Source organism: Allobosea sp. 10L422, from assembly GCF_056395345.1.
Genome location: NZ_JBFTJI010000004.1, coordinates 344,345 through 365,700 on the forward strand (window position 1 = coordinate 344,345; position 21,356 = coordinate 365,700).

At 65.8% G+C, this 21,356-nt stretch carries 15 protein-coding genes and 1 pseudogene; 8 read left to right on the forward strand and 8 right to left on the reverse strand.

Annotation, left to right across the window (positions count from 1 at the left end; genetic code table 11):
- Window positions 1–393: 393 nt before the first annotated feature.
- From AC1DEZ_RS11705 to ssb, 4 genes are all read left to right on the forward strand, one after another.
- Complete coding sequence (locus AC1DEZ_RS11705) at window positions 394–1,386, forward strand: ABC transporter substrate-binding protein (RefSeq protein ID WP_441511501.1); 993 nt, start codon at window positions 394–396, stop codon at window positions 1,384–1,386.
- A complete protein-coding gene (locus AC1DEZ_RS11710) occupies window positions 1,383–2,240 on the forward strand; it encodes an ABC transporter permease (protein WP_476779706.1) in 858 nt (285 codons plus the stop codon). Before AC1DEZ_RS11705 ends, AC1DEZ_RS11710 begins: the two co-directional genes overlap by 4 nt.
- A 120-nt stretch (window positions 2,241–2,360) precedes the next feature.
- Entirely contained in the window at window positions 2,361–3,626 is a 1,266-nt protein-coding gene (locus tag AC1DEZ_RS11715; protein WP_441511503.1) for a 3-phosphoshikimate 1-carboxyvinyltransferase, read from the forward strand.
- A gap of 165 nt (window positions 3,627–3,791) precedes the next feature.
- Window positions 3,792–4,337: a single-stranded DNA-binding protein gene (gene ssb, locus AC1DEZ_RS11720; protein WP_441511504.1), complete on the forward strand. Its 546-nt coding sequence runs from the start codon at window positions 3,792–3,794 to the stop codon at window positions 4,335–4,337.
- A 45-nt stretch (window positions 4,338–4,382) separates the two neighbouring features.
- On the opposite strand, the gene AC1DEZ_RS11725 is transcribed toward ssb, so the two are convergent.
- Together AC1DEZ_RS11725 and AC1DEZ_RS11730 are read right to left on the reverse strand one after the other, a co-directional pair.
- A complete protein-coding gene (locus AC1DEZ_RS11725; protein ID WP_441511505.1) occupies window positions 4,383–5,687 on the reverse strand; it encodes a threonine synthase in 1,305 nt (434 codons plus the stop codon).
- Between the two features lie 7 nt (window positions 5,688–5,694).
- A complete protein-coding gene (locus tag AC1DEZ_RS11730; RefSeq protein ID WP_441511506.1) occupies window positions 5,695–6,720 on the reverse strand; it encodes an amino acid ABC transporter substrate-binding protein in 1,026 nt (341 codons plus the stop codon).
- Between the two features lie 94 nt (window positions 6,721–6,814).
- Here AC1DEZ_RS11730 and AC1DEZ_RS11735 point away from each other — a divergent pair, with 94 nt between their 5' ends.
- Window positions 6,815–7,720 carry a LysR substrate-binding domain-containing protein gene (locus AC1DEZ_RS11735; RefSeq protein ID WP_476779707.1) on the forward strand — a complete coding sequence of 302 codons (906 nt, stop codon included), beginning with the start codon at window positions 6,815–6,817 and terminating at the stop codon, window positions 7,718–7,720.
- A 102-nt stretch (window positions 7,721–7,822) separates the two neighbouring features.
- Window positions 7,823–7,954 (forward strand): annotated as a pseudogene (locus AC1DEZ_RS11740) (IS3 family transposase); the annotation flags it as partial.
- 91 nt (window positions 7,955–8,045) lie between these two features.
- Here the strand turns inward: AC1DEZ_RS11740 and AC1DEZ_RS11745 are convergent.
- Window positions 8,046–8,939, reverse strand: coding sequence for a DMT family transporter (locus AC1DEZ_RS11745; RefSeq protein ID WP_441511507.1), 894 nt, complete (start codon window positions 8,937–8,939; stop codon window positions 8,046–8,048).
- A gap of 253 nt (window positions 8,940–9,192) precedes the next feature.
- On the opposite strand from AC1DEZ_RS11745, the gene AC1DEZ_RS11750 reads away from it, so the two are divergent.
- Both AC1DEZ_RS11750 and AC1DEZ_RS11755 read left to right on the forward strand, forming a co-directional pair.
- Entirely contained in the window at window positions 9,193–10,773 is a 1,581-nt protein-coding gene (locus AC1DEZ_RS11750; RefSeq protein ID WP_441511508.1) for an ABC transporter substrate-binding protein, read from the forward strand.
- On the forward strand, window positions 10,770–12,278 hold the full coding sequence (locus tag AC1DEZ_RS11755) for a M81 family metallopeptidase (protein WP_441511509.1): 1,509 nt from the start codon (window positions 10,770–10,772) through the stop codon (window positions 12,276–12,278). The genes AC1DEZ_RS11750 and AC1DEZ_RS11755 overlap by 4 nt, the downstream gene beginning before the upstream one ends.
- 187 nt (window positions 12,279–12,465) lie before the next feature.
- Here AC1DEZ_RS11755 and AC1DEZ_RS11760 read toward each other — a convergent pair whose 3' ends face one another.
- Genes AC1DEZ_RS11760 through AC1DEZ_RS11780 form a run of 5 tightly spaced genes read right to left on the reverse strand, consistent with a single transcriptional unit; the run spans window position 12,466 to window position 21,075 of the window.
- Entirely contained in the window at window positions 12,466–14,208 is a 1,743-nt protein-coding gene (locus AC1DEZ_RS11760) for a hydantoinase B/oxoprolinase family protein (protein WP_441511510.1), read from the reverse strand.
- 11 nt (window positions 14,209–14,219) lie between these two features.
- A complete protein-coding gene (locus AC1DEZ_RS11765; protein ID WP_441511511.1) occupies window positions 14,220–16,301 on the reverse strand; it encodes a hydantoinase/oxoprolinase family protein in 2,082 nt (693 codons plus the stop codon).
- 41 nt (window positions 16,302–16,342) lie between these two features.
- Window positions 16,343–18,028 carry an ATP-binding cassette domain-containing protein gene (locus tag AC1DEZ_RS11770; protein WP_476779708.1) on the reverse strand — a complete coding sequence of 562 codons (1,686 nt, stop codon included), beginning with the start codon at window positions 18,026–18,028 and terminating at the stop codon, window positions 16,343–16,345.
- A complete protein-coding gene (locus AC1DEZ_RS11775; RefSeq protein WP_476779709.1) occupies window positions 18,028–19,902 on the reverse strand; it encodes an ABC transporter permease in 1,875 nt (624 codons plus the stop codon). Before AC1DEZ_RS11775 ends, AC1DEZ_RS11770 begins: the two co-directional genes overlap by 1 nt.
- A 42-nt stretch (window positions 19,903–19,944) precedes the next feature.
- Window positions 19,945–21,075, reverse strand: coding sequence for an ABC transporter substrate-binding protein (locus tag AC1DEZ_RS11780; RefSeq protein WP_441511514.1), 1,131 nt, complete (start codon window positions 21,073–21,075; stop codon window positions 19,945–19,947).
- Window positions 21,076–21,356: the final 281 nt, after the last annotated feature.

Genomic DNA, 21,356 nt, shown 5'->3' on the forward strand with positions numbered 1-21,356 from the left:
CAGATTCAAGACCTGCATCGGCACTTCGGATTTGACTTCGACGGGGTCCACGAAACCGGTCCCCCTCCAGCAGCAGACGTTCTCTCCGCTACGCAATCTTTTGGCAGCATCGATCTCTGTCCTCTCTTACCCACCTCTGGCGATCAGGAACCTCGCTCAATGGCCGGCAAGCTCGGTCGATGAGGTATCACTCGCGTCGCCTGCCAGGTCACGCCTATGGTCCTGACGGGCCCTGGCAGGGTGGGGTGTGGTTCTATGGCCTCACTTGGGCGATGCTGCCACGCGGGAAGGGCGGAAGGACGGATCAATTCGCCCGGTTCCGCGTTACTGCGCGAACCGCCCGGGCGATCGGCCCCGGCGGCATCTGTCATGGCCAGCGCGGGAGCATTGACGATGAAAGCCTTTTTGGGAGCCGCCACGCTTGCTTTCGGCCTCGGTCTCGGCGCCTCGGCCATGGCTTGCGAGCTTGACCGCCCGCTGAAGATGGCAGGGCTCGACTATGATTCCGCCGCCTTCCACACCGCCGTTGCCAGCGCGATCGCCGAGCGGGGTTTCGGCTGCAAGGTCGAGCGCGTGCCCGGCGCCATCGCGCCTCTGGTCAACGGCGTGGCGCGGGGCGATGTCGACATCGTCATGGAAATCTGGACGGCCAACCCGGTCGAAGCCTGGGTGAAGGCGGCCGAGGCCGGCAAGGTCGAGCCGCTGGGTACCACCTTTCCGGATGCGAGCGAGGGCTGGTTCGTGCCGCGCTATCTGGTCGCCGGGCCGGACGCCAAGGCGCCGGACTTGAAGACCGCTGAAGATCTCAAGCGCTACAAGGCTCTGTTCGCTGATCCGGAAGAGCCGGGGAAGGGGCGCTTCTACAACTGCGTCGCAGGCTGGGTCTGCGAAGGCATCAACACCAAGAAACTCGCCGTCTACGGGCTCGCCGGGGACTTCACCAACACGCGCGGCGGCTCGGGCGAGGCGCTGGTCGCGGCGATCGAGGCCGCACTCAAGCGCAAGCGCCCGGTCGTATTCTACTATTGGGGGCCGAGCTGGCTGCTGGGTGCCTATGACCTCGTCAAGCTCGACGAGCCGCCCTTCGACCCCGCTGTTTGGGCAGAGCTCAAGGCGAGCGACAACCCCAAGCGCGCCACAGCCTATCCGATGAGCAAGGTGGTCATCGGCGCCAATGTCGACCTCGCCAAGAAGGCGCCGCAGCTGGCGAGCTTCTTCAAGAGCTACGGCACGACCAGCGACATGACCTCGAAGATGCTGGCCGAGGCGCGCGAGAAAGGGGTCACGCCTGAGCAGCAGGCCGTGGTCTTCCTCAAGACGCAGCCCGATATCTGGCGCAAATGGCTGCCGGCCGATATCGCCACGAAGGTCGCATCGAGCCTGTGACGGCCGCTTCGGTGCCGGAATTCGGCAAGGCGCTGCAGGGCGCCGTCAACCGCGCGGTTGATGCCGTCGTCACCGGCTATGGCGACAAGCTCGATGGTTTCGGCGCAACGCTGACCGCGCCGGTCCGCCTGGTCGAAACGGCGCTCCAGCACATCCCGGTTCCGGCATTCGTCCTCGCGGTCGCGGCGGGCGCCTGGCTCGCGACGCGACGGATCGGTTTCGCCCTGGCGATGGCGGCCCTGCCGGTGGCGCTGGCCGGTCTCGGCGTCTGGGGTGAGGCGATGCAGTCGCTCGCTCTGGTCACCGTCGCCGTGCTCTTCGTCGTGCTGCTCGGGCTGCCGCTCGGCGTTGCGGCGGCGCGGCTTCCGCGACTGGGCCGCGCGCTCGCGCCGCTCTATGACCTCATGCAGACCATCCCGAGCTTCGTCTATCTGATCCCGGTGGCGATGGTGCTCGGGCTCGGGCGCGCGCCGGCGCTGGTCGCGACGTTGATCTATGCGCTGCCGCCCTTCGCGCGGCTGACGGAACTGGGCCTGCGCGGCGTCGACCCCGGTTTCATCGAGGCCGCCCGGGCGCTCGGCCTGCGACCCCGGCAGAGCTTCTGGCTGATCGAGCTGCCGCTTGCCCAGCCCACGATCCTGCAAGGGCTGAACCAGGCGATCATGATGGCGCTGGCCATGGTCGTCGTCGCCTCGATGATCGGCGCCAAGGGGCTCGGCGAGATCGTCCTGCTCGGCTTGCAGCGGGCCGATCCCGGCCTCGGCTTCGTCGGCGGGCTCGCCATCGTCCTGCTCGCCGTGCTGCTGGACCGGATGGCGCAGGCCGTCCTCGTGTCGCGGCGGCAGGGTGGCTGATTGTCGGGAGCCGGGCGAGGAACGCTCGGCGCTTCGTCCGCGACAAGCCGAGCCGGCCACGCTATGAGCTTGCGCGCGCCGTTTCGGCGCGGGCTTTGAAACGCGCAAAGGCTACGGACGATGAATGCGACGGCCGCACTGACGATCGTTCCGCCGGACGCGCCGCTGCGGGGCAGGGTGGTGCCGCCCGGCTCGAAATCCATCACGAACCGTGCCTTGCTCGTGGCGGCGCTGGCCGGAGGCACGAGCCGGCTGACCGGCGCCCTGAAGAGCGACGACACCCGCTACATGGCGCAGGCGGTTCGCGCGATGGGCGTCGCGGTCGAGGAGCCTGATGCGACCACCTTTGTCGTCGCCGGAACCGGCCGGCTGCAGCCGCCGGCCGAGCCGCTCTTCCTCGGCAACGCCGGTACTGCGACACGCTTCCTGACCGCAGCCGCCGCGCTGGTCGACGGCACCGTGATCGTCGACGGCGACGAGCACATGCGCAAACGCCCGATCGCGCCGCTGGTCGAGGCGCTGCGGACATTGGATGTCGCGGTGACGGCTCCGAGCGGTTGCCCCCCGGTTAAGGTCCAGGGGCAGGGGAGCTTCCCCGCCGGACGCGTGGAGATCGATGGCGGCTTGTCCAGCCAGTATGTGTCCGCCCTGCTGATGGCGGCGGCCTGCGGGCGTGGGCCTGTCGAGATCGCCTTGACGGGCAAGGAAATCGGCGCCCGCGGCTATATCGATCTGACGCTGGCGGTGATGAAGGCCTTCGGAGCGAAGGTTTCACAGCCGGATCCGGCGACATGGCGGGTGGAGCCCACCGGCTACAGGGCGGCCGACTTCCTGGTCGAACCCGATGCCTCCGCCGCCACCTATCTCTGGGCGGCCGAGGTGCTGACCGGCGGCGCTATCGATCTCGGCGTCGCCCCCTCGGCCTTCACCCAGCCCGATGCCGCCGCGCACAAGGTCATCGCCAGCTTTCCGAACCTTCCGGACGTCATCGACGGCTCGCAGATGCAGGATGCGGTTCCCACGCTCGCCGTGCTCGCGGCCTTCAACCGGCGGCCGGTTCGCTTCGTCGGGATCGCCAATCTGCGTGTCAAGGAATGCGACCGGGTGTCGGCCTTGGCGCAGGGGTTGTCGCGCATCCGGCCGGGCCTCGGCGTGGAGGAGGGCGACGATCTTCTGGTCGCGTCCGATCCGGCCCTCACCGGACAGACCCTTCCAGCGCGGATCGACAGCCATGCCGATCACCGCATCGCGATGAGCTTCGCACTGGCGGGTCTCAAGCTCAACGGCATCACCATCCTGGACCCCGCCTGCGTCGGCAAGACCTATCCCGGCTATTGGCGGGCGCTGGTTTCGCTCGGCGTCAGGCTGGAGGGCGACCTGCCATAGCCCTCCGACGGTTCGTCTGCGGCGACCGCCGGGCGCCGCGATTCGATAGGGGAAAACCACTTGAACAAAACGAGAACATCATTGATAATGCCTTAATCGGCCGATAGGGTTCGGCTCCGGTCAAGCGGCCGGTTTGTGTGAAGTGCGCAGGAAGTGGAGCCTGTCATGGCTGGTAGCGTCAACAAGGTCATTCTGGTCGGCAATCTCGGGCGCGACCCCGAAGTGCGCCGCCTCGGCAGCGGCGAGCCTGTCGTCAATCTGCGTATCGCCACCTCCGAGACCTGGCGCGACAAGCAGAGCGGCGAGCGCAAGGAGCGCACCGAGTGGCACTCGGTCGTGATCTTCAACGAGAACCTGGCGAAAGTGGCCGAGCAGTACCTCAAGAAGGGCTCGAAGATTTACATCGAGGGTCAGCTCCAGACCCGGAAATGGCAGGACCAGTCCGGCGTGGAGAAATACACCACGGAGATCGTGCTGCAGCGCTTCCGCGGCGAACTCACCATCCTCGACAGCCGCCAGGGCGGCTCGGATGAGTACAGCGAGGGCGGCGGTGGCGGCGGCTACGTCGACGATCGCTCGGGCGGCGGTGGCTCCTTCGGCCGCTCCGGCGCGATGGGCGGTGGCGGAGCTTCGCGCCAGCCGGCCATGCCCGGCGGCGGTGGCGGTGGCCGTTCCTCGTCGACCCATCTCGACGACGATATTCCGTTCTGATGTGCGGTACATAGGCGCGATGCCCTCCCGCACGCCGTGGTTGGGTCAGTCGAGAGACACGTTGTAGCTAGCAGCCAGGACCCCGCGCAGTTCGTCCCAATCGGCGTGAGCGAGGTGCGGAATCCCCACAGCCCCACGATAGGGCGCCTTCAGACCTGTTGAAGTGGAGATGTGAACTACGGGGCCGGGCGGCAAGAGTGCCTTTTGGGCAGCGATGCGCAAGGCTGCCAGACCCGCGGCCGACGCCGGCTCGCTCCATAGACCGTCGAGCGCCAAGGCAGCCTGGGCATCCGCAATACTCCGATCGTGAACCGCAACAGCGTGCCCCCTGGACCGATGCAGTGCGGCTATTCCACGAAAGCCGCCGCGGGCGGAGCCAATACCGTGAGCAATGGTTTCGACCGGCTCGAGGGTACTGGACGAGCCGCTGGCGCAGAACCGGCCAAGGGCATCCGATCCCTCGGGCTCGGCGGCGATCAAGATAGGCTCTTCCGTCGCCAGGCCCAGTGCCTTGAGCTCGGAAAAGCCTTTGCCGATCCCGAACAGCAGCTCGCCGTAGCTCGTCGGTACGGACACTGCGGCAGGTACTCGTCCGAGTTCGAGGAAGAGTTCATATGCGATGGTCTTGTAGCCCTCTGGGCCGAATGGATGGCCGGTATGGGTCGGGGCCGTGTTGCCAATCAGATACCAACCCGGCTGGCGCGACAGGACATCGAGGAGCGGCCACCGCGCCGTGCGTGGCATCGCGATCACGGCGGCACCATAGGCGCGCATCTGTCGTGCATGGGCCGGCGAAACCGCGTCGTCGCAAAGCACGATGCATTTCAGACCGGCGCGTGCCGAGTAGGCCGCGGCCGAAGCGCCATGATTGCCGGATGAAGAGATGACCGTGCCAAGGGCGCCGGCGGCGGCAGCAGCGCTGACGGTGCAAAGGCTCAGGCGGTCCTTGTGACTCCAGCTCGGATTGGCGCTCTCGTCCTTGACGAAGAGCTCGGGCAGGCAGGCCCAAGCGGCCGCCCGCGGCGCAGAAACCAGCGGCGTCGCGCCCTCGCCGCAGGACAGGCCGGGCAGGAGTGGCGGCAGGAGCGGCGCCCAGCGTTCGAGGCCGCTGCCGAAGCGTGGCGCAAACAGGTCGCCTGCAAGTCGCTCGTAGGCGTAGCCGACCTCGTAGGGATAATGGAACGGCTCGGCGCCGGTCTCGTCGATATGAGCGACGAACGGAGGAACCTGCGGATAGAGCGGGCGCCGAACGCCATCGGACATCGAGATCAGGGCGTCGGCCAGGGATGGCGATGTGGTGACCCAGGACGGCACAGCCGCCTCCGGGCCACGATCGGCGAAGCGGTCCATTCTTGCCTCAGCGCAGCGGCAGGGCGTAGATCTGGCCGCCGCGCGTCCAGAGGTCGTTCTGGCCGCGTTCGAGGCCTATGCGCGAGCCCTTGCCGAGATTGCGCTCGAAGATCTCGCCATAGTTGCCGACGGCGGCGATCATCCGGGCGACCCAGCGCTCGTCGAGACCGAGCGCCTTGCCGAGGCCCGGCTCGCTGCCGAGCAGGCGCTTGACGGCCGGCGGGCCTTTCGCGGCAAGTTCTGCCGCATTGGCGGAGGTCACACCCATCTCCTCGGCCTCCATCAGCGCGAAGACCGCCCAGCGGACGATGTCGTAGAATTGCTCGTCGCCTTTTCGGATTGCGAGCGCTGTCGGTTCCTTCGACAGGCGTTCCGGCAGCAGGACATAATCGTCGGGCCGTTCGGCCTTGAGCCGCATGCCGATCAGCGGTGTCGAGTCGTTGCTGTAGGCATCGCAGCGGCCGGAAAAGAATGCATCCTCGACCGCATCGAGCGTGGCGACCGTCACCGGCGAGAAGGTCATACCGTTCGTGCGGAAATATTCGGAGAGGTTGAGTTCTGAGGTACTGCCCTGCTGGACGCAAATGGTGGCGCCGCTGAGCTGCCTGGCGCTGGTGACGCCGAGCTTGCGTGCGACGATGATCGCCTGTCCGTCATAGAACCAGATCGGCGCGAAGCGCAGGCCGAGCTGGGCCTCGCGAGTCAAGGTCGCGGTCGCCGTCCGCGAAAGCACGTCGATCTCGCCGCTCTGCAAGGCGGTGAAGCGCGTGACGGTGGTCGTCGGGACGAAATCGACCTTGGTCGCGTCACCGAGGACGGCTGCGGCTACGGCGCGGCAGAGATCGGCATAGATCCCGGTCCATTTACCCTCGCGGTCCGGCATGGTGATGCCCGGCGTGCCCTCGGAGGTGCCGCATTTGAGAACGCCACGCTGCTTCAGCGCGTCGAGGTGCGGCCCTGCGGCAGCAGGTGGAAGCGATGAGAGCAGCAGGCCTCCCGCAAGCGCCGTGGTCTTGATGACACCCCTGATCATTCGCCCCTCCATTCTTGGTCGGTTGAGACTAGGCAGGGCAAGTCTATGCGTCCAATATCAGCTGACGCGGACTTGATAACGAAAGCTGATAGATATGCAGCATCGACAGATCGAAGCCTTCGCCGCCGTCATGACCAGCGGCAGCGCGTCGCGTGCAGCCGAATTGCTCAGTGTCACCCAGCCGGCGATCAGCCGCTGCATCGCCGAGCTGGAACGCGAACTCGGCTTTGCCCTGTTCGACCGGGTTCGCAGCCGCATAGTTCCAACATTCGAGGGGCGGATGTTCTTCCGCGAGGTCGACAGCCACTTCCTGGCGATGGCGAAGCTGGAAGCGGCGGCCGCCCGTATCCGGGAGTTTGGAGCGGGTGAGCTCAAGATCGCGAGCTTGCATTCGCTGGGAGGGCGGCTAGTGCCCAAGGCGCTGGCCCTATTCCAAAGGGCGTTCCCGAAGATCAACGTCACCTTGCAGGTGCAATCGTCCAGCCAGGTCAGGGACCTCGTAGAATCGGGGCAGTTCGACCTTGGGCTGTGCTCGGAAGAGGTCGATCTCAATGGTGTCGAGCATCAGCATTTTGCCGATTACCGGATGGTCGCTGTGCTGTCGCACGCTCATCCTCTCGCGTCCCGGGCCGTGATCCGACCGGAGGATCTGCATGACCAACCCTTCCTCCAGCTCGATTTCGACGAACGCCTGTCACGAGATCTCCACGCCGCATTCGCCGCCGTGCATGCGAAGCCGCGCGTCGTCGTGGACGCGGAGTATTCAGCTACGATCTGCGCGCTGGCCTCGGAGGGGGCGGGGATCGGCCTCGTCAACCCAGCGGCGATCGCCGGGCTGGATCGCTGGGGGGTCAGGGTGCTGCGCTTCGAGCCTGCGCTGCATTTCCGCAAGCATCTTGTTTTCCCGCCGGGGCGCCCGCGGCCGCAGCTTGTGCGCGACTTCCTTGGGATTTTGGCCGAGGTAAGGAACCGTTTTACGCTTCAGCTCGACAACGCATGACAAGGGCCAGTTCCAGACATTGGGCGATCGCCGCGAAGCGGACGCTCAGGATCAGTTTCGCCGGTCAGATGACGGCCCATCTCGGACCCACGCGGCGGGCCCTACCGAACACGCGACGATGCTCGTGCCGACGTGTTCGATTGCATTGAGCGGTTCCACAATGCCGTTCGCAGGCACTCGACCATCGGCTACATCAGCCCGGTCGAGTTCGAACAGAAGGTGGGGTTAGCCTAACGCCCTGTCCACGAAACGGGCAGCAGGCCACTACGAACATCCCGCTCTCCTCAGGCTCGAATTTCGCCGCAGCCCTCTCAAGATTGCCGCGCTAGGCTTTGCCGCGCCGGAGCTCGGAGAGAGTGTACCAGACGACCGCCGCGAAGATCACTGCTCCACCAACGATCGTCGCGAAGGGCGGCGGCTCCGCGAAGAGGAGCCAGACCCAGACCGGCGTCATGACGACTTCGGTCGTGCCGATCAAGGCCGATTCCGCCGGCGGCAGGTGCCGTGCGCCGATGATGAAGAGCACCAGCGCGATCGAGAAATTGGTCGCTCCGAAGGCCGCTAGCACCACGAGGTTATGGGCATCGAGCGAGCTCCAGGAGCTGAACGGCGCGAAGAGCAGGAAGGTCAGCACCGCGCTGATGAAGATCGGCGGCATCGCCGGAAGGTCCGGGTCCAGCCGCGGGATGACAATGACGAAGGCGAATGTCACCGTCATCAGCAGGGCCAGCAGGTCGCCGATGATGCGACCCGCGCCCAGCGAAGCCGAGATGATGATTCCGACGCCGATGAGGCAGGCGAGCCCTGCCGCCATCGTCCGCAGGACGATGCGCTCCTTCAGGAGCAGCCAGCCGAGCACGGCGGCGATGAAGGGCGCAGTCGCGTAGATCACTGCGACATTCGCCACGCTGGTCATGTAGTAGGCGCCGATGAAGGCGGCCTGGCTGATCGTCTGGAACGCGATCAGGGCCAGCCCGGTCGGCCCGAACGCCTTTTTCCAGGCCCGGCGCGTCCTGGCGCCGCCGAACATGGCCATGGGGACGATCAGGAAGAGGGCGGCAAACAGAGCTCGCCAGGCGATGGCGGTCAGGGCATCCGTCGTCAGCAGGCGCGCATAGATGCCGCTGGCGCTCCAGGCCACGGTCGCGGCGAAGACGAGCAGGACGCCACGGGAATGTGCGGTCGAAGAAGAGGTTTCGCTGGTCAAAGTCGCACGCATGGCAGGATCGGGCAGCACCGCTCGCATATCGGGCTCCGTCGCGGAATATCATTCCGCGAATAGCGAGATGTTGGCAGGAACATGCCAACCTTCTCGCGTGGGTGGCTTCGCGTCGTTGAAGGGGCGCTCCTGCGCTTGGAGAAGGGCTACTCCGCTTGCGTCGGTCAATTCCCACATCCTAGGATCGGCTGACTGCATTTGCGGCGGCGCGTCCTGCGCAGCTTTTCCACCCCCTTGGGCGAGGGTTCACGGCATGAAGCGTCGGACGTTTCTGGGTGTCGCTGCAGGTGCCGCGGTTTCCACTGTGGCCAAACCGGCCCTTGCGCAGCGGGCAAAGGTGCTGAAATTCATCCCGGAATCGGATGTCGCGATCGTCGACCCGGTCTGGACGACTGCGACCGTAACGCGCAATCACGGCTATCTGGTCTTCGACACGCTCTACGGCCAGAACGCCAATTACGGTTTCGAACCGCAGATGCTCGCCGGCCATACGGTCGAGGATGACGGCAAGACCTGGCGGCTGACGCTGCGCGAAGGCCTGCGCTTCCATGATGGCGAGCCGGTCCGGGCGCAGGACGTGGTGCCCAGCATCCGTCGTTTCTCCGCCCGCGACGCTTTCGGCCGCGCCCTGATGGACGCGACGGACGAGCTCTCGGTCGAATCCGATCGCGTCGTGAAGTTCCGGCTGAAGCGCCCGTTCCCGCTGCTGCCGGCCGCGCTCGGCAAGACCGGCACCTCCATGCCCTGCATCATGCCGGAGCGCTTTGCGGTCACCGACCCGAACAGGCAGGTCACTGAGATGATCGGCAGCGGTCCGTTCCGCTTCAAGGCCGATGAGCGCATCCCGGGCGCACTGACCGTCTATGAGCGCTTCGACGGCTATGTTCCGCGCGCGGATGGCTCGGCCACCTTCACGGCGGGCCCGAAACACGTTCATTTCGACCGGATCGAGTGGCGCATCATTCCCGATCCGCAGACGGCGGCGAATGCGCTCGCCAATGGCGAGGTCGACTGGTGGCAGAACCCCACGCCCGACCTGCAAGGCACTCTCAACGGTCGATCTGGCCTCAAGCTGGAGGGCCTCGACCCGGCCGGCGGCATCGGCTGCCTGCGCTTCAACGCGCTGCATCCGCCCTTCGACAATCCGGCGATCCGGCGGGCGCTGCTCGGCGCCATCGACCAGAGCGAGTGCATGACGGCGGTCGCCGGTGATGAGCGCTCGCTCTGGAAGGATCATGTCGGCGTCTTCAGCCCGGATACGCCGATGGCGACGACGGCTGGGACCGAGGTCCTCGTCGGCAAGCGCGATTTCGCCGCCGTCAAGCGCGCTTTGGCCGATGCCGGCTACAAGGGCGAGCGCGTCGTGCTGCTCGACCCGACCGACTATCCCTCGACCCATGCGCTCGCGGCGGTAGCTGCCGATGCCCTGCAGAAATCCGGGGTGAATGTCGAGCTGGTCTCGACCGACTGGGGTACGGTCGTGCAGCGCCGGGCGAGCCGCCAGCCGATCGACAAGGGCGGCTGGAGCATCTTCTTCACCTATCTGAACGGTACCAATAATTTCGATCCGGCGAGCCAACTCGGCATCCGCGGCAATGGCGACCAGGCTTGGTTCGGCTGGCCGAAATCTCCGCGCCTCGAAGAGCTCCGGCTCGACTGGTTCGCCGCCAAGGATCTCGCGACGCAAAAGGCGATCTGCGCCGAGATCCAGAAGCAGTTCTTCATCGACGTGCCCTATATCCCGCTCGGCGCCTATTACGAGAAGACCGCCTATCGCGGGATTACCGGCATGCGCATCGGTTTCGCTCAATTCTACGACGTCAGGCCGCTGTGACACAGTCCAAGATCCGGATCGCCGTTCTCCAGTTCGCTCATGAGACGGTGACATTCCTCCCCAACGACACGACGCGGGAGGATTTCATCTATCCCGGCTCCCCGGCCTCCGGCGAAGACCTGCTTTCTACCGATCCGAAGGGCTATATGGGCGGCTTCGTGCAGGTCGCCCGCGAGTTCGCCGATGTCGAGCTCATCGGCATCACCTCGCCGCTTTGGCCACGCACCGGAACCGGCTCGGGCTGGGTTACCGAGGATGCCTATGAGCATTTCATGAGCATCATGATCGCGGAGCTGACGGCGCAGCCGCAGTTCGACGGCGTCTATCTCGCGCTCCATGGCGCGCTCGCCGTGCGAGGCGTGCCACGGCCGGAGGCAGATATCGCCAGGCGCGTCCGCGAGGTCGTCGGCGACAAGGCCTTCATCACCGCAACCTTCGATCCGCATGGCAACGAGGACGACGCCTTCCTCGCGCAGGCCGACATGGCCTTCTGCGTGAAGTACTTCCCGCATTACGACATGCATCTGCAGGGCGAGCGCGCGGCGCGCATGCTGGTCCGCGCGATCCGCGGCAGCTTCAAGCCGGTGCATCGCACTCTGCGCATCCCGATCATCGCCCCGACCGTGGTGATGTGGACCGGCGCCTCGCCTTGGTCCGACCTCATCCAGCGCGCGCTGATCTGGGAGGCGCGCGAGCCCGACGTCTTCGTCAACGTGTTCTTCGGCTTTCCCTGGTCGGACGTGCCCGATGCCGGCATGTCGCTGCAGGTATTGACCAATGACGACCCCGACCTCGCTGAGCGCGTCATCCGCGACATGGCGGAATGGACCTGGCGCCGTCGTCAGGCGCTGCTGGACACCGTCAGGATCTACAAGACGAAGGAGGCGGTCGCGCTGGCCCGCGAGGCGGTTGCCGAGGGCAAGGGGCCCGTCCTTCTCGCCGACTACAGCGACCGCTCGGGCTATGCGACCTGGCTGCTCCAGGAGATCGTGGCGCAGAAGCTCGAACGCACGCTGATCGCGACGATTGCCTCGCCGGAGGCGATCCGCACCATCATCGCGTCCGGCGCGAAGCCCGGCGATGCCTTCGACGCGGAAATCGGCGGCCTCTTCGATGAATCGGCGGGAGCGCCGATCCGCATTTCCGGCAGGCTGCGATCCGTGGGGCCGGCGACGACCGCGCGCGGCACTGGCAAGGACTGGGTCTGCGTCGAATTCGGCCGGGGCAACGTGCTGGTGCTCAGCCCCTACCTCGTCCAGATCATCGAGCCTTCGGAGCTCTGGCAGCTTGGCCTCGCGCCTGATGATTTCGACGTGATCGCGATCAAGTCGCGCGTCCATTTCCGCCGCGGCTTCGACGATAGCGGCTTCACACCGACCATCATCCTCGTCGAGCCGCCCGAGCCCTTCATGGGCACCGTTCATCTCGATGCTCTGTCCTACGAGAATCTCACGCTGAAGGACTATTATCCCTATGGCAGCCCGAGCTTCTCACCGGAAGGCTGAGGAGTAAAGTGGTCGAGAGGGCGCCATTAGCCGACATCTGGCTACTACCCAGCAGCAGGCGTTAGATTTTGCGTCGCAGCGTAATCGACGGCGAGGATGGGCTCGCCGTCGGCGTTTCCTTGGCTGTGGTCCTCGGTTTTCCAGAGAGAAGCAGTGAATCTCCTACCGAGTTTGGACATTTGTTCCTTTAGTGTGAGGTGACCATCAGGTTGTGCCGCGAACGCATAGCTTCGGTCGCCTCAGCATCGATGTCGTCAGCGTCGTTTGCGATCGCCACTCTGTAAACTCGTCGCGCAGCCTCCGCTGAGACGAGACCTTGCTTTACATCGCGCAGCACGGCAGCTGGATCGCGCGTCGCAGGATCGCCGAAGCCTCCCGCGCCGGCCGTGCGCATGCTGAGGACGTCGCCCTTCCGAAGCGGATAGGTGCCCTTCGAGTGCAGGCGTTGCTCCGCAGGCGTGTCGGGGTTGAGAACCGTCGCCGCCTTGGAGCCGTGCAGCCCACCCTCTAGACCGTAGGGGGCGTTGACATAGCGGTCTCCGAGATTGGTGACGAGCCCGGCATCGGCCAGGAGGCGCACATCCTTGCGCACGGCCATGCCGCCGCGGAAACGGCCGGCGCCGGCGGTATCCGGGATCAGCTCCATGCGCTCGACGAAGACCGGCGCGTTCATCTCCTGAACTTCGATCGGCGTGTTGGTGCCATTGGTCGGCGAGGTCGTGGCTTCCTGCCCGTCGCAATGGCGATGGGCGCCGACGCCGCCGATCGCCGTCATCCAGGCGAGGAAGGGCTTGCCGGTATGCGGGCTTAGCGTGCCGCTGACCTTGGGATTGCAGAAACCGGAGCTCGCGGCGATAACGCGGTCCGGCACGATTTGCGCCAGTGCGCCCATCACCACCTCGTAGATGCGGTTGGCGTTTACGGCGCGCGCGCCGCTCGCCGCACCGGGGTTCGGGTTGACGTAACAGCCCTTCGGGGCGCGGATCTCGATGCAGTCGATGATGCCGAAGTTCTGGGGCGAGCGCGGCAGCGTCACGCCCTTGATCGCGGCGATGCAGTAGGAGCGGGTGTACTGCATATAGGCGTTGATGCCGGCCGGCCGCTGTGGGCCGGTGCCCTCCCAGTCGCAGATGATGCGCCCTGGCTCGACAGTCAGCGCCAGTTTGAACGGCACCGGCTCGGTGTCCGGGCCGACATCGTCGAGCACGTCCTCGAATCGGTAGGTGCCATAAGGGAGTTCGGCGATCGCCTCGACCATGGCGTCGCGGCTGCGCGCCACGATCTCGCGCATGCAAGCGGCGAGCTGCTCCGGCCCGTATTGCCGGGCGAGCCCCTGCATGCGGGCGACGCCGGTCATGTTGGCGGCGTATTGCGCATGAAGATCGCCGAGCACGTCCTTGATGCGGACATTGCCCTCGATGATGCGCAGGATTTCCTTGATCGGTTCGCCGGCCTTGTAGAGCAGTACGGGCATCAGCTTGATGCCCTCCTGGCAGGTCTCGCTGACGCCGACGACCTCCTCGCTGCCCGGTGCGCTGCCGCCGACATCGATATGGTGCGCGATATTGACCGCGTAACCGATCAATTCCTCGTCATCGAAGACGGGCGTGACCATGAAGATGTCCGGCAGGTGGCCGGAGCCGATCGTCGGGTCGTTGCAGATCACCGCATCGCCTGGGCCAAGTGAGCCTTCGGGATAGTAGTCGAGCATTTGGCGGACGGTGAACGCCATCGAGCCGAGATGGCCGGGGCTGTAGTCGCCCTGGGCGATCATGTTGCCCTCGGCATCGAAGACGCCGGTCGAGAAGTCGGAGCCCTCGCGGACGGTCATGGAATAGGCGGTGCGTAGCAGCGTGCTGCCCATCTCGGCCGCGGCGGAGAGAAGGCCGCCCCAGACCACCGAGAAGGTTACGGGATCAATCGTGTTCATGGTGGATACCTTCAGGCGAGCGTGGTGATGAGATTGCCGTGCGAGTCGACGGTAGTTTCGCAGCCCGGCGGCAGGACGATGGTGGACTCGCGTTCCTCGACGATGGCCGGCCCGGCGAAGACGTCTCCTGCGCTGAGCCGATAGCGATCGTAGACGTCGCAGAGCGTGAAGCCGTCGGTTTCGGGAAACCAGACCTGGCGCTGGCTGCGGCGGGCACGCTCGACGCCGCCGGCCTGCTTCGGCAGCTCGTCCATGGTCAGAGTCTTGCCGACTGCGATGGCCCTCAGGCGCCAATGGACCGCGACTATGGTCCAGTCCGGATCGAAAGTTCTGGCGCCGTAAGATTTGGCGTAGGCCGCATGGAAGGCCCCGCGCAGCGTTTCCAGATCTCCGGGCGCATAGGGATAGGCCGGCAGGTCCACGGCGATCTCGAAGCCCTGGCCGGCGAAGCGCATATCGCAGCTGGCGGAGAAGCTCTGGCGCTCGCGCGGCACTCCGGCCTCGTCGAGCTGCCGGCGGGCTTGCACTTCCAGGTCGGCATAGAGCGTGTTGATCTCGGCGAGGGCGTCGTCGTCCAGGTTCATCACCTGCGTGCGGGCGAGATCGAGCGAGGTCTCCGCCATCAACAGGCCGACGGCGGATTCGACTCCGGCCGCGCGCGGGAAGACCACTTTCGGGCAGCCGAGCATGCGGGCGAGCCGGGTGCCGTGCACCGGGCCCGCGCCCCCGAAAGGCACCAGAGCGAACAGGCGCGGATCCTTGCCGCAATTGATTGTGACGGCGCGCGCGGCCTGCGCCATCTGTGCGGTGACGATCTCGTGGATGCCCCAAGCCGCCTGCATCACGTCGATGCCGAGCGGCACCGCGACGTCGGCCTCGATCGCGGTCAGCGCGGCCTCGGCGTCGAGCTTCATCTCGCCGCCGAGGAAATAGTCGGGGTTGAGATAGCCGAGGACGAGGTCGGCATCCGTGACGGTCGGCCTGTTGCCGCCACGGCCATAGCAGGTCGGGCCGGGCACCGAACCCGCGCTCTCCGGGCCGACGGCGATGGCGCCGAGCTCGACCTTGGCGATGCTGCCGCCGCCGGAGCCGATCTCGATCAGGTCGACGGCGGGGATACTCACCGGCAGTCCGCTGCCCTTCTTGAGATGGGTCATGTCCACCTCGAACTGGCTGGTCAGCAGCGGCTTGCCGCCCTCCACGAGGCAGAGCTTGGCGGTGGTGCCGCCCATGTCGAAGGAGATGAGGTTGTCGGTGCCAGCGGCGGGCGCGAACCGCGCGGCCGTCAGCACGCCTGCGGCCGGGCCGCTCTCGATGATGCGGATCGGGAAGCGCTTGACGGTATCGGCGGTGGCGACACCGCCGTTCGACTGCATGATCAGCATGGGAACCAGTGCGCCGAGCGCCCGCAACTGGCGGTCGAGGCGTTCCACATAGGAGGCGACGCCGGGCATGACATAGGCGTTCATCACAGTGGTGCTGGTGCGCTCGAACTCGCGATAGAGCGGCGAGACCTCGCTGGAGACCGAGACCATCAGCTCCGGCGCTTCCTCGCGCAGGATCTCGGCGACGCGCCTCTCATGCGCTGGGTTGGCGTATGAATGCAGAAAGCAAATCGCGACGGCGACGACGCCGCGCTCGACGAGCTGCCGTGCAACGAGGCGGGCACCGGCTTCGTCGAGAGCCGTCTGGACCACGCCGGTGAAGAGCATGCGCTCCTCGATCTCGAAGACGAAGTCGCGCGGCACCAGCGGCAGGGGCCGGCCGGCCATGTTGTCATAAAGCTCGTAGCGCTTCTGGCGGCCGATCAGGATGACGTCGCGGAAGCCTTTGGTGGTGATCAGCGCGGTCGTCGGACCCTTGCGCTGGATCACGGTGTTAGTCGCGATAGTGGTGGCGTGCACGACTTCGCTGATTTCGCCCATCTGCCGGCCGCTCTGGGCCATGCGGGCCTTCAGCCCCTCGATGACCGCCTCGGCCGGATCAGCCGGGGTGCTCAGCACCTTGCCGATTTCGAAATGACCGGTTTCGGGGTCGAGCACCGCAAAATCGGTAAATGTGCCGCCGATATCGACGCCAACGCGCAAGCCCATCGTGAGGTACTCCCAGGTGGAACGGCTTTTCGAGAGCCGGATCAGTGAACGGAACTGGGCGCGAGGCCCGAGGAAGCGGAGGCGGAGGGCGAGATGTTGTCTCCTCCGAGATAGGCCTCGCGCACGGCTTGGTTATCGCGCAGCTCTGCGGCGCGACCTTCCAGCGAGACGATGCCGTTGCGCAGCACATAGGCACGGTCGACCAGTTCCAGCGCCTTGTTGGCGCTCTGCTCGACCATGAGGATGGTCAGCCCCTGCGATTTCCAGCGCGCGAGGATTTCGTAGACACGGTCGACCATGAGCGGCGACAGGCCCATTGATGGCTCGTCGATGCACAGCACGAGTGGCTTTCGCAACCAGGCCCGCGCCATGGCGACCATCTGCTGCTCGCCCCCGGACAGGGTGCCCGCGAGCTGGTCAAGTCGGCTGGACAGCCAGGGGAACTCGGCGACCGTGGCCTCGATGTCCCGATCGATATCCCGCCGCGGGGCGGCTCTACGGGCATAGGCGCCCATCAGGATGTTGTCGCGCACGGTCAGCTCGGCGAACATGCGCCGGCCCTCGGGGATCGAGGCGATGCCTTGGGCGATCACCTCGGCGGTGCTCTTGACCTGCAAAGGCCGGCCATAGAGCATGATCTGGCCCTTGCGCGGGGTGACGAGCCGCAACACGGTCTTGATTGTCGTCGATTTGCCGGATGCGTTGCCGCCGAGCACCGCCACCGCCTCGCCGCGTCCGACCTTCAGCGAGACGCCGAACAGCGCCTGGATCGGCCCGTAGAAGATGTCGACGTCCTTCAGTTCGATCGCCGGACTCTCCACCGGGCCGGGCATCGGGACCTCGGGTCCGTGGTCGAGATGGCCTTTGACGACGACTTGGCTGCGAGCGCCGCCGCCGCCCTGGCCAAGATAGGCGGCTGCGACCTGGGGATCGGCGAAGGCGCGGTCCGGCTCGTCGTCGACGATGACCTTGCCCTGCGCCATGACGACGGTCCGCTGGGTCAATTTGCGGACGATGTCGAGCTTGTGCTCGACCATGACGATCGCCATCGCCGGGAAACGCCGGCGCATGTCTAGCAGGAGGTCGGCGAGTTCGTGGCTCTCCGTCGGGTTCATTCCGGCCGTCGGCTCGTCGAGCAGCAGCAGATCCGGTGAGGTCGCGAGCGCGCGAGCAATATCGAGCCTGCGGCGATTGGCATAGGAGAGGCTGTGGGTTGGCTGATCGCGGCGCGGCCAGAGCCGCTCGCCGAAGAGCTTGAGAATCTCGTCAACCCTGGCCTCGGCCTCCCGCGCCGCCGCGCCATAGCCGCCCAAACCGAACAACGCGCCGAGCGGCTCCTTGATGCGGCCGAAGCGTGCAGGCGAACGACCGCCCCCGATCAAGGCGCGTTGGCTGCCGATCCTAACGCTCTCGGCGATCGTGAGTGCCGGAAAGACGCGGCTGGTCTGGAAGGTGCGCGCCACGCCGAGCGCGGCGATGTCTTCCGGCGCGCGCCCGTCCAGGCGATGGCGGGCAAAGGCGATGGTGCCGGCGGTAGGCTGCACGAAGCCTGTGATCGTCTGGATCAGCGTCGATTTGCCGGCGCCGTTGGGACCGACGATGCCGACGAATTCGCCGGGGGCGACCTTGAGATCGACCCCGCCGACCGCCTTGAGGCCGCCGAAGGCGACTTCCACGCCGGTGAGCTCGAGACCCCCGGCGATGGGCTGATTGCGCATGCCGTGCATCAGCGGACTCCTGCGATGCCCTGCGGCCGGAACCGCAGCGTGAGATAAAGGACAGCACCGAACAGGATCATCCGGAACTCCGCCGCCTCGCGTAGCGCCTCGGGCAGCACGATCAGGGCGATCGCGCCCAGCAGAGCGCCTGTGAGGTTTCCGAGGCCGCCGAGGACGATGATCGCGACCATCAGAAAGGAGGTATCGAGGCGGAAGCTGTCGGGGCTGATGAAGCGCTGCAGGAAGGCGAAGAGTCCGCCTGCGAGACCGGCGCAGACACCGGCGAGGACGAAGGCGGTGACGAGATAGCGCCGCACCGGAAGGCCGGCAGCATGGGCGGCGACGCGGTCCTCGCGGATGGCGCGCCAGCTCAACCCGACCGGAGAGGCAAGCAGCCGCCCGACCCCGAGCACGACCAGGACCAGCAGCGCCAGCGCCAGCCAATACTGCGCCGAGACCGACGTCATCGGTACGTCCCTGAGGAAGGACAGCGAAGGACGCGGGACGCCGAACACGCCGTTCGGTCCGCCGGTGACATCGGTCCAGTTCAGCAGGACGAGCCAGATCAGCACGCCGATGGCAAGCGTCGCGAGGCCGACGACATGGCCCGTCAAGCCGGAGCAGAGGAGACCAATCAGCCCGGCCAGCGCGGCACAGAGCAGCGCCGCCGCGAACAAGGCGAGATCGGCCGGCGCGCCCTGCTTGGCTGTCAGCGCGGCGACATAGGCACCGACGCCGAAGAAGCCGGAGAAGCCAAGGAACATGATCCCTGAGGCGCCCGACAGCATCGTCAGCCCCGCAGCGAGCAAGGCGAAGATCGCGACCTGGAGCGCCACCTGCATGACGTAGGGAGAGACCGGCAATAAGGGCAGGGCGGCGCAGGCCGCCACAGCCACGGCCAGCAGCGGATAAGGCAGTGCGAGCAGCCGTACCTGTGGCAGCGGCTGGCCGCCCTGGCCGATGAGGATGCTCGTCGACGGCATGACGCCTGAGGCGCCGCGCGAGCCGCCGAGCGCATCGAGACGCTTGTCGCCGAACAGGCCCTGGGGCCTAAAGGTGAGGATGACCAGCAGGATGCCGAAGGCGACCATGTCGCGAAAGCCTTCGCCGACATAGCCGACAGCGAGCGCCTCGAGTACGCCGAGAAGCAGGCCGCCGGCGACCGCGCCGGGAATGCTGGCCAGCCCGCCCAGCAGGGCGGCGGTGAAGCCCTTGAGGCCGAAGGGCACACCCATCTGGGGATAGACCGTCTGGTAGTACATCGCGACCATGACACCGGCGATGGCGGCGAGCGCCGAGCCGAGGCCGAAGGCGAGCAGGCGCAGACGGTCGGTGTTCACGCCCATCTGCCTGACGGCGTCCAGGTCCTGCGACATCGCCCGCAAGGCGCGCCCTGCCCAGCTGCGCGTCAGGAAGAAATAGAGCGAGGCCATGGAGGCGAGAGAGATCGCCAGGATGGCGGCGTCCATGCCCGTAACATAGGCCGCACCGATGGTGACGCTGTAGCCGGAAAGCGGGTTCGGGAAGGCATGCGCTTCCGGCGTCCAGATGATCTCGGCCGCCTGATCCAGTATGAAGGTGATCGCGAGCGTGGACAAAAGCGGCGCGATCCAGGGTGCGTTCTCAAGCGGGCGCAGCGCGACCCGCTCGATCAGCATACCGACCGCGGTGGTAACCGCGACCGAGGCGAGCGCCGCCAGCGGGAGCGGCAGACCCAGCCGCACGCCGGTATAGGCGAAGAGCGCGCCGAGCATCAGAAGAGAGCCCTGGGCGAAGTTGATCAGATTGGTGACGCCGAAGATCAGCGAGAAGCCGATGGCGACGAGCGCGTAGACGTTCCCTATTACCAGTCCGTTCAGGATCTGGCTGAGGAATTCGACCATGATTGCGGGCTCCCCTTTGAGGCCGGCAGCGTTCGAGGGCGGTCAGTTGTAGGGGCGGTAACCTTTGCCCTTGACCACGATGTAGTTAATCTCGCGCTCGCCGAGATCGCCGGAGCCTTCGTATTTCAGGCTGCCGCTGACGCCCTGGATCGGCGCCGAGGAGGCAATCTGGTCCCGGATGGCCTGGCGGGTCAGCGGCTTGCCGTCGGCGACGAGCTGCTTCATCGCGCTGGTGACGATCAACATCGCGTCCCAGGTGAAGGCGGAGTAGTAATTCGGTTCTTTGGCGAACTTGGCCTCATAGGCTTTCGAGAATTTGATCGCCTCCGGAGCATCGGCGAGAAATTGCGTCGGCATCACGACCCCTTCTGCCGCATCGCCGGCCAATTCGATGAATTTGGGGTCGTTCAGCGTATCGGTGCCGGCGACCTTCAGGGTCGGGTCGGCCTGACGCAGCTGCTGCATGAACAACGCCGATTCCGCATAGTGGCTCACGAGAAAGATTCCATCGGGCGCGGCAGCTTTGATCTTGGTGATGAGCGGGCGGAAGTCTCGCGTCTCGGGGATCATCGCCTCGGACAGCACGGCCTCGGCGCCGAGTTCTTTGAGGCGTTTGGCAACCAGCGTGTTGGTGACCATGCCCCAATCGTCTTTGAAATAGACGATCGCGATCTTCTTCATGCGGAGCTTCTTGATCAGCATGTCCACATGCGGCTGCACCATGGAGGCTTGCGTCGGCGTGGTGCGGAACTGATAGGGGCTTATCTTGACATAGTCGGGGTGGCTTGCGGTGGGCGCCACCTGAGCCAGCTTGGCCTCGGCGAGAATTGGCCCGGCCGCCATCGATTCCGTTGAGGTCTGCCCCCCGACCACTGCAAGCACCGCAGGATCCTGCCCGAATTTCTGGGCGATGGTCGCCGCTTCCCGCGGGGCGCCGCGCGTATCCTCGACGCGGATCTCGATCTGCCGTCCGCCGATGCCGCCCGTTGCATTCACCTCGTCGGCGAACATCGAGGCTGCTTCCTTGAAACGCGTACCGAGGGCGGAACGCTCGCCCGACATCGGGCCAAACAAACCAATGACGATTGGCTCGGCGGCTTTCGCCGGAGCGAGCCCCTGACTGCCGAACGCGACCGCAATAGCCGCGCCCATCAAAAACGCTGTTCCCTTCATATGACCCCTCCCAGGGTTGGTGTGATCACCGTCAAAAAGTTTATTGACTAAACTTATCGGCCGGCAAGGGGAAAAATGCGACAGAACCTGCTCAGGCGCTCGCCAGGGCGAGAATGATGGAATTATCTATTTGTAATTGCTGGCATTTATTGAAATGTACAAATGTACGGCAAACGGATTCTTTCGATCAAAATGACGCTGAAATGGGCATAATTGCTCGTTCTCGATGCGGCGTTTTGGTCTATGAGGCGTTTGGTTGAGCAGGCGATCTGCTAAACATT

Excerpts from the sequence above, each read along its gene's own strand:
- AC1DEZ_RS11705 (WP_441511501.1), top strand. The coding sequence starts at position 394 with ATGAAAGCCTTTTTGGGAGCCGCCACGCTTGCTTTCGGCCTCGGTCTC.
- AC1DEZ_RS11715 (WP_441511503.1), top strand. The coding sequence starts at position 2,361 with ATGAATGCGACGGCCGCACTGACGATCGTTCCGCCGGACGCGCCGCTG.
- ssb (WP_441511504.1), top strand. The coding sequence starts at position 3,792 with ATGGCTGGTAGCGTCAACAAGGTCATTCTGGTCGGCAATCTCGGGCGC.
- AC1DEZ_RS11725 (WP_441511505.1), bottom strand. The coding sequence starts at position 5,687 with ATGGACCGCTTCGCCGATCGTGGCCCGGAGGCGGCTGTGCCGTCCTGG.
- AC1DEZ_RS11730 (WP_441511506.1), bottom strand. The coding sequence starts at position 6,720 with ATGATCAGGGGTGTCATCAAGACCACGGCGCTTGCGGGAGGCCTGCTG.
- AC1DEZ_RS11735 (WP_476779707.1), top strand. The coding sequence starts at position 6,815 with ATGCAGCATCGACAGATCGAAGCCTTCGCCGCCGTCATGACCAGCGGC.
- AC1DEZ_RS11745 (WP_441511507.1), bottom strand. The coding sequence starts at position 8,939 with ATGCGTGCGACTTTGACCAGCGAAACCTCTTCTTCGACCGCACATTCC.
- AC1DEZ_RS11750 (WP_441511508.1), top strand. The coding sequence starts at position 9,193 with ATGAAGCGTCGGACGTTTCTGGGTGTCGCTGCAGGTGCCGCGGTTTCC.
- AC1DEZ_RS11760 (WP_441511510.1), bottom strand. The coding sequence starts at position 14,208 with ATGAACACGATTGATCCCGTAACCTTCTCGGTGGTCTGGGGCGGCCTT.
- AC1DEZ_RS11765 (WP_441511511.1), bottom strand. The coding sequence starts at position 16,301 with ATGGGCTTGCGCGTTGGCGTCGATATCGGCGGCACATTTACCGATTTT.
- AC1DEZ_RS11770 (WP_476779708.1), bottom strand. The coding sequence starts at position 18,028 with ATGCACGGCATGCGCAATCAGCCCATCGCCGGGGGTCTCGAGCTCACC.
- AC1DEZ_RS11775 (WP_476779709.1), bottom strand. The coding sequence starts at position 19,902 with ATGGTCGAATTCCTCAGCCAGATCCTGAACGGACTGGTAATAGGGAAC.
- AC1DEZ_RS11780 (WP_441511514.1), bottom strand. The coding sequence starts at position 21,075 with ATGAAGGGAACAGCGTTTTTGATGGGCGCGGCTATTGCGGTCGCGTTC.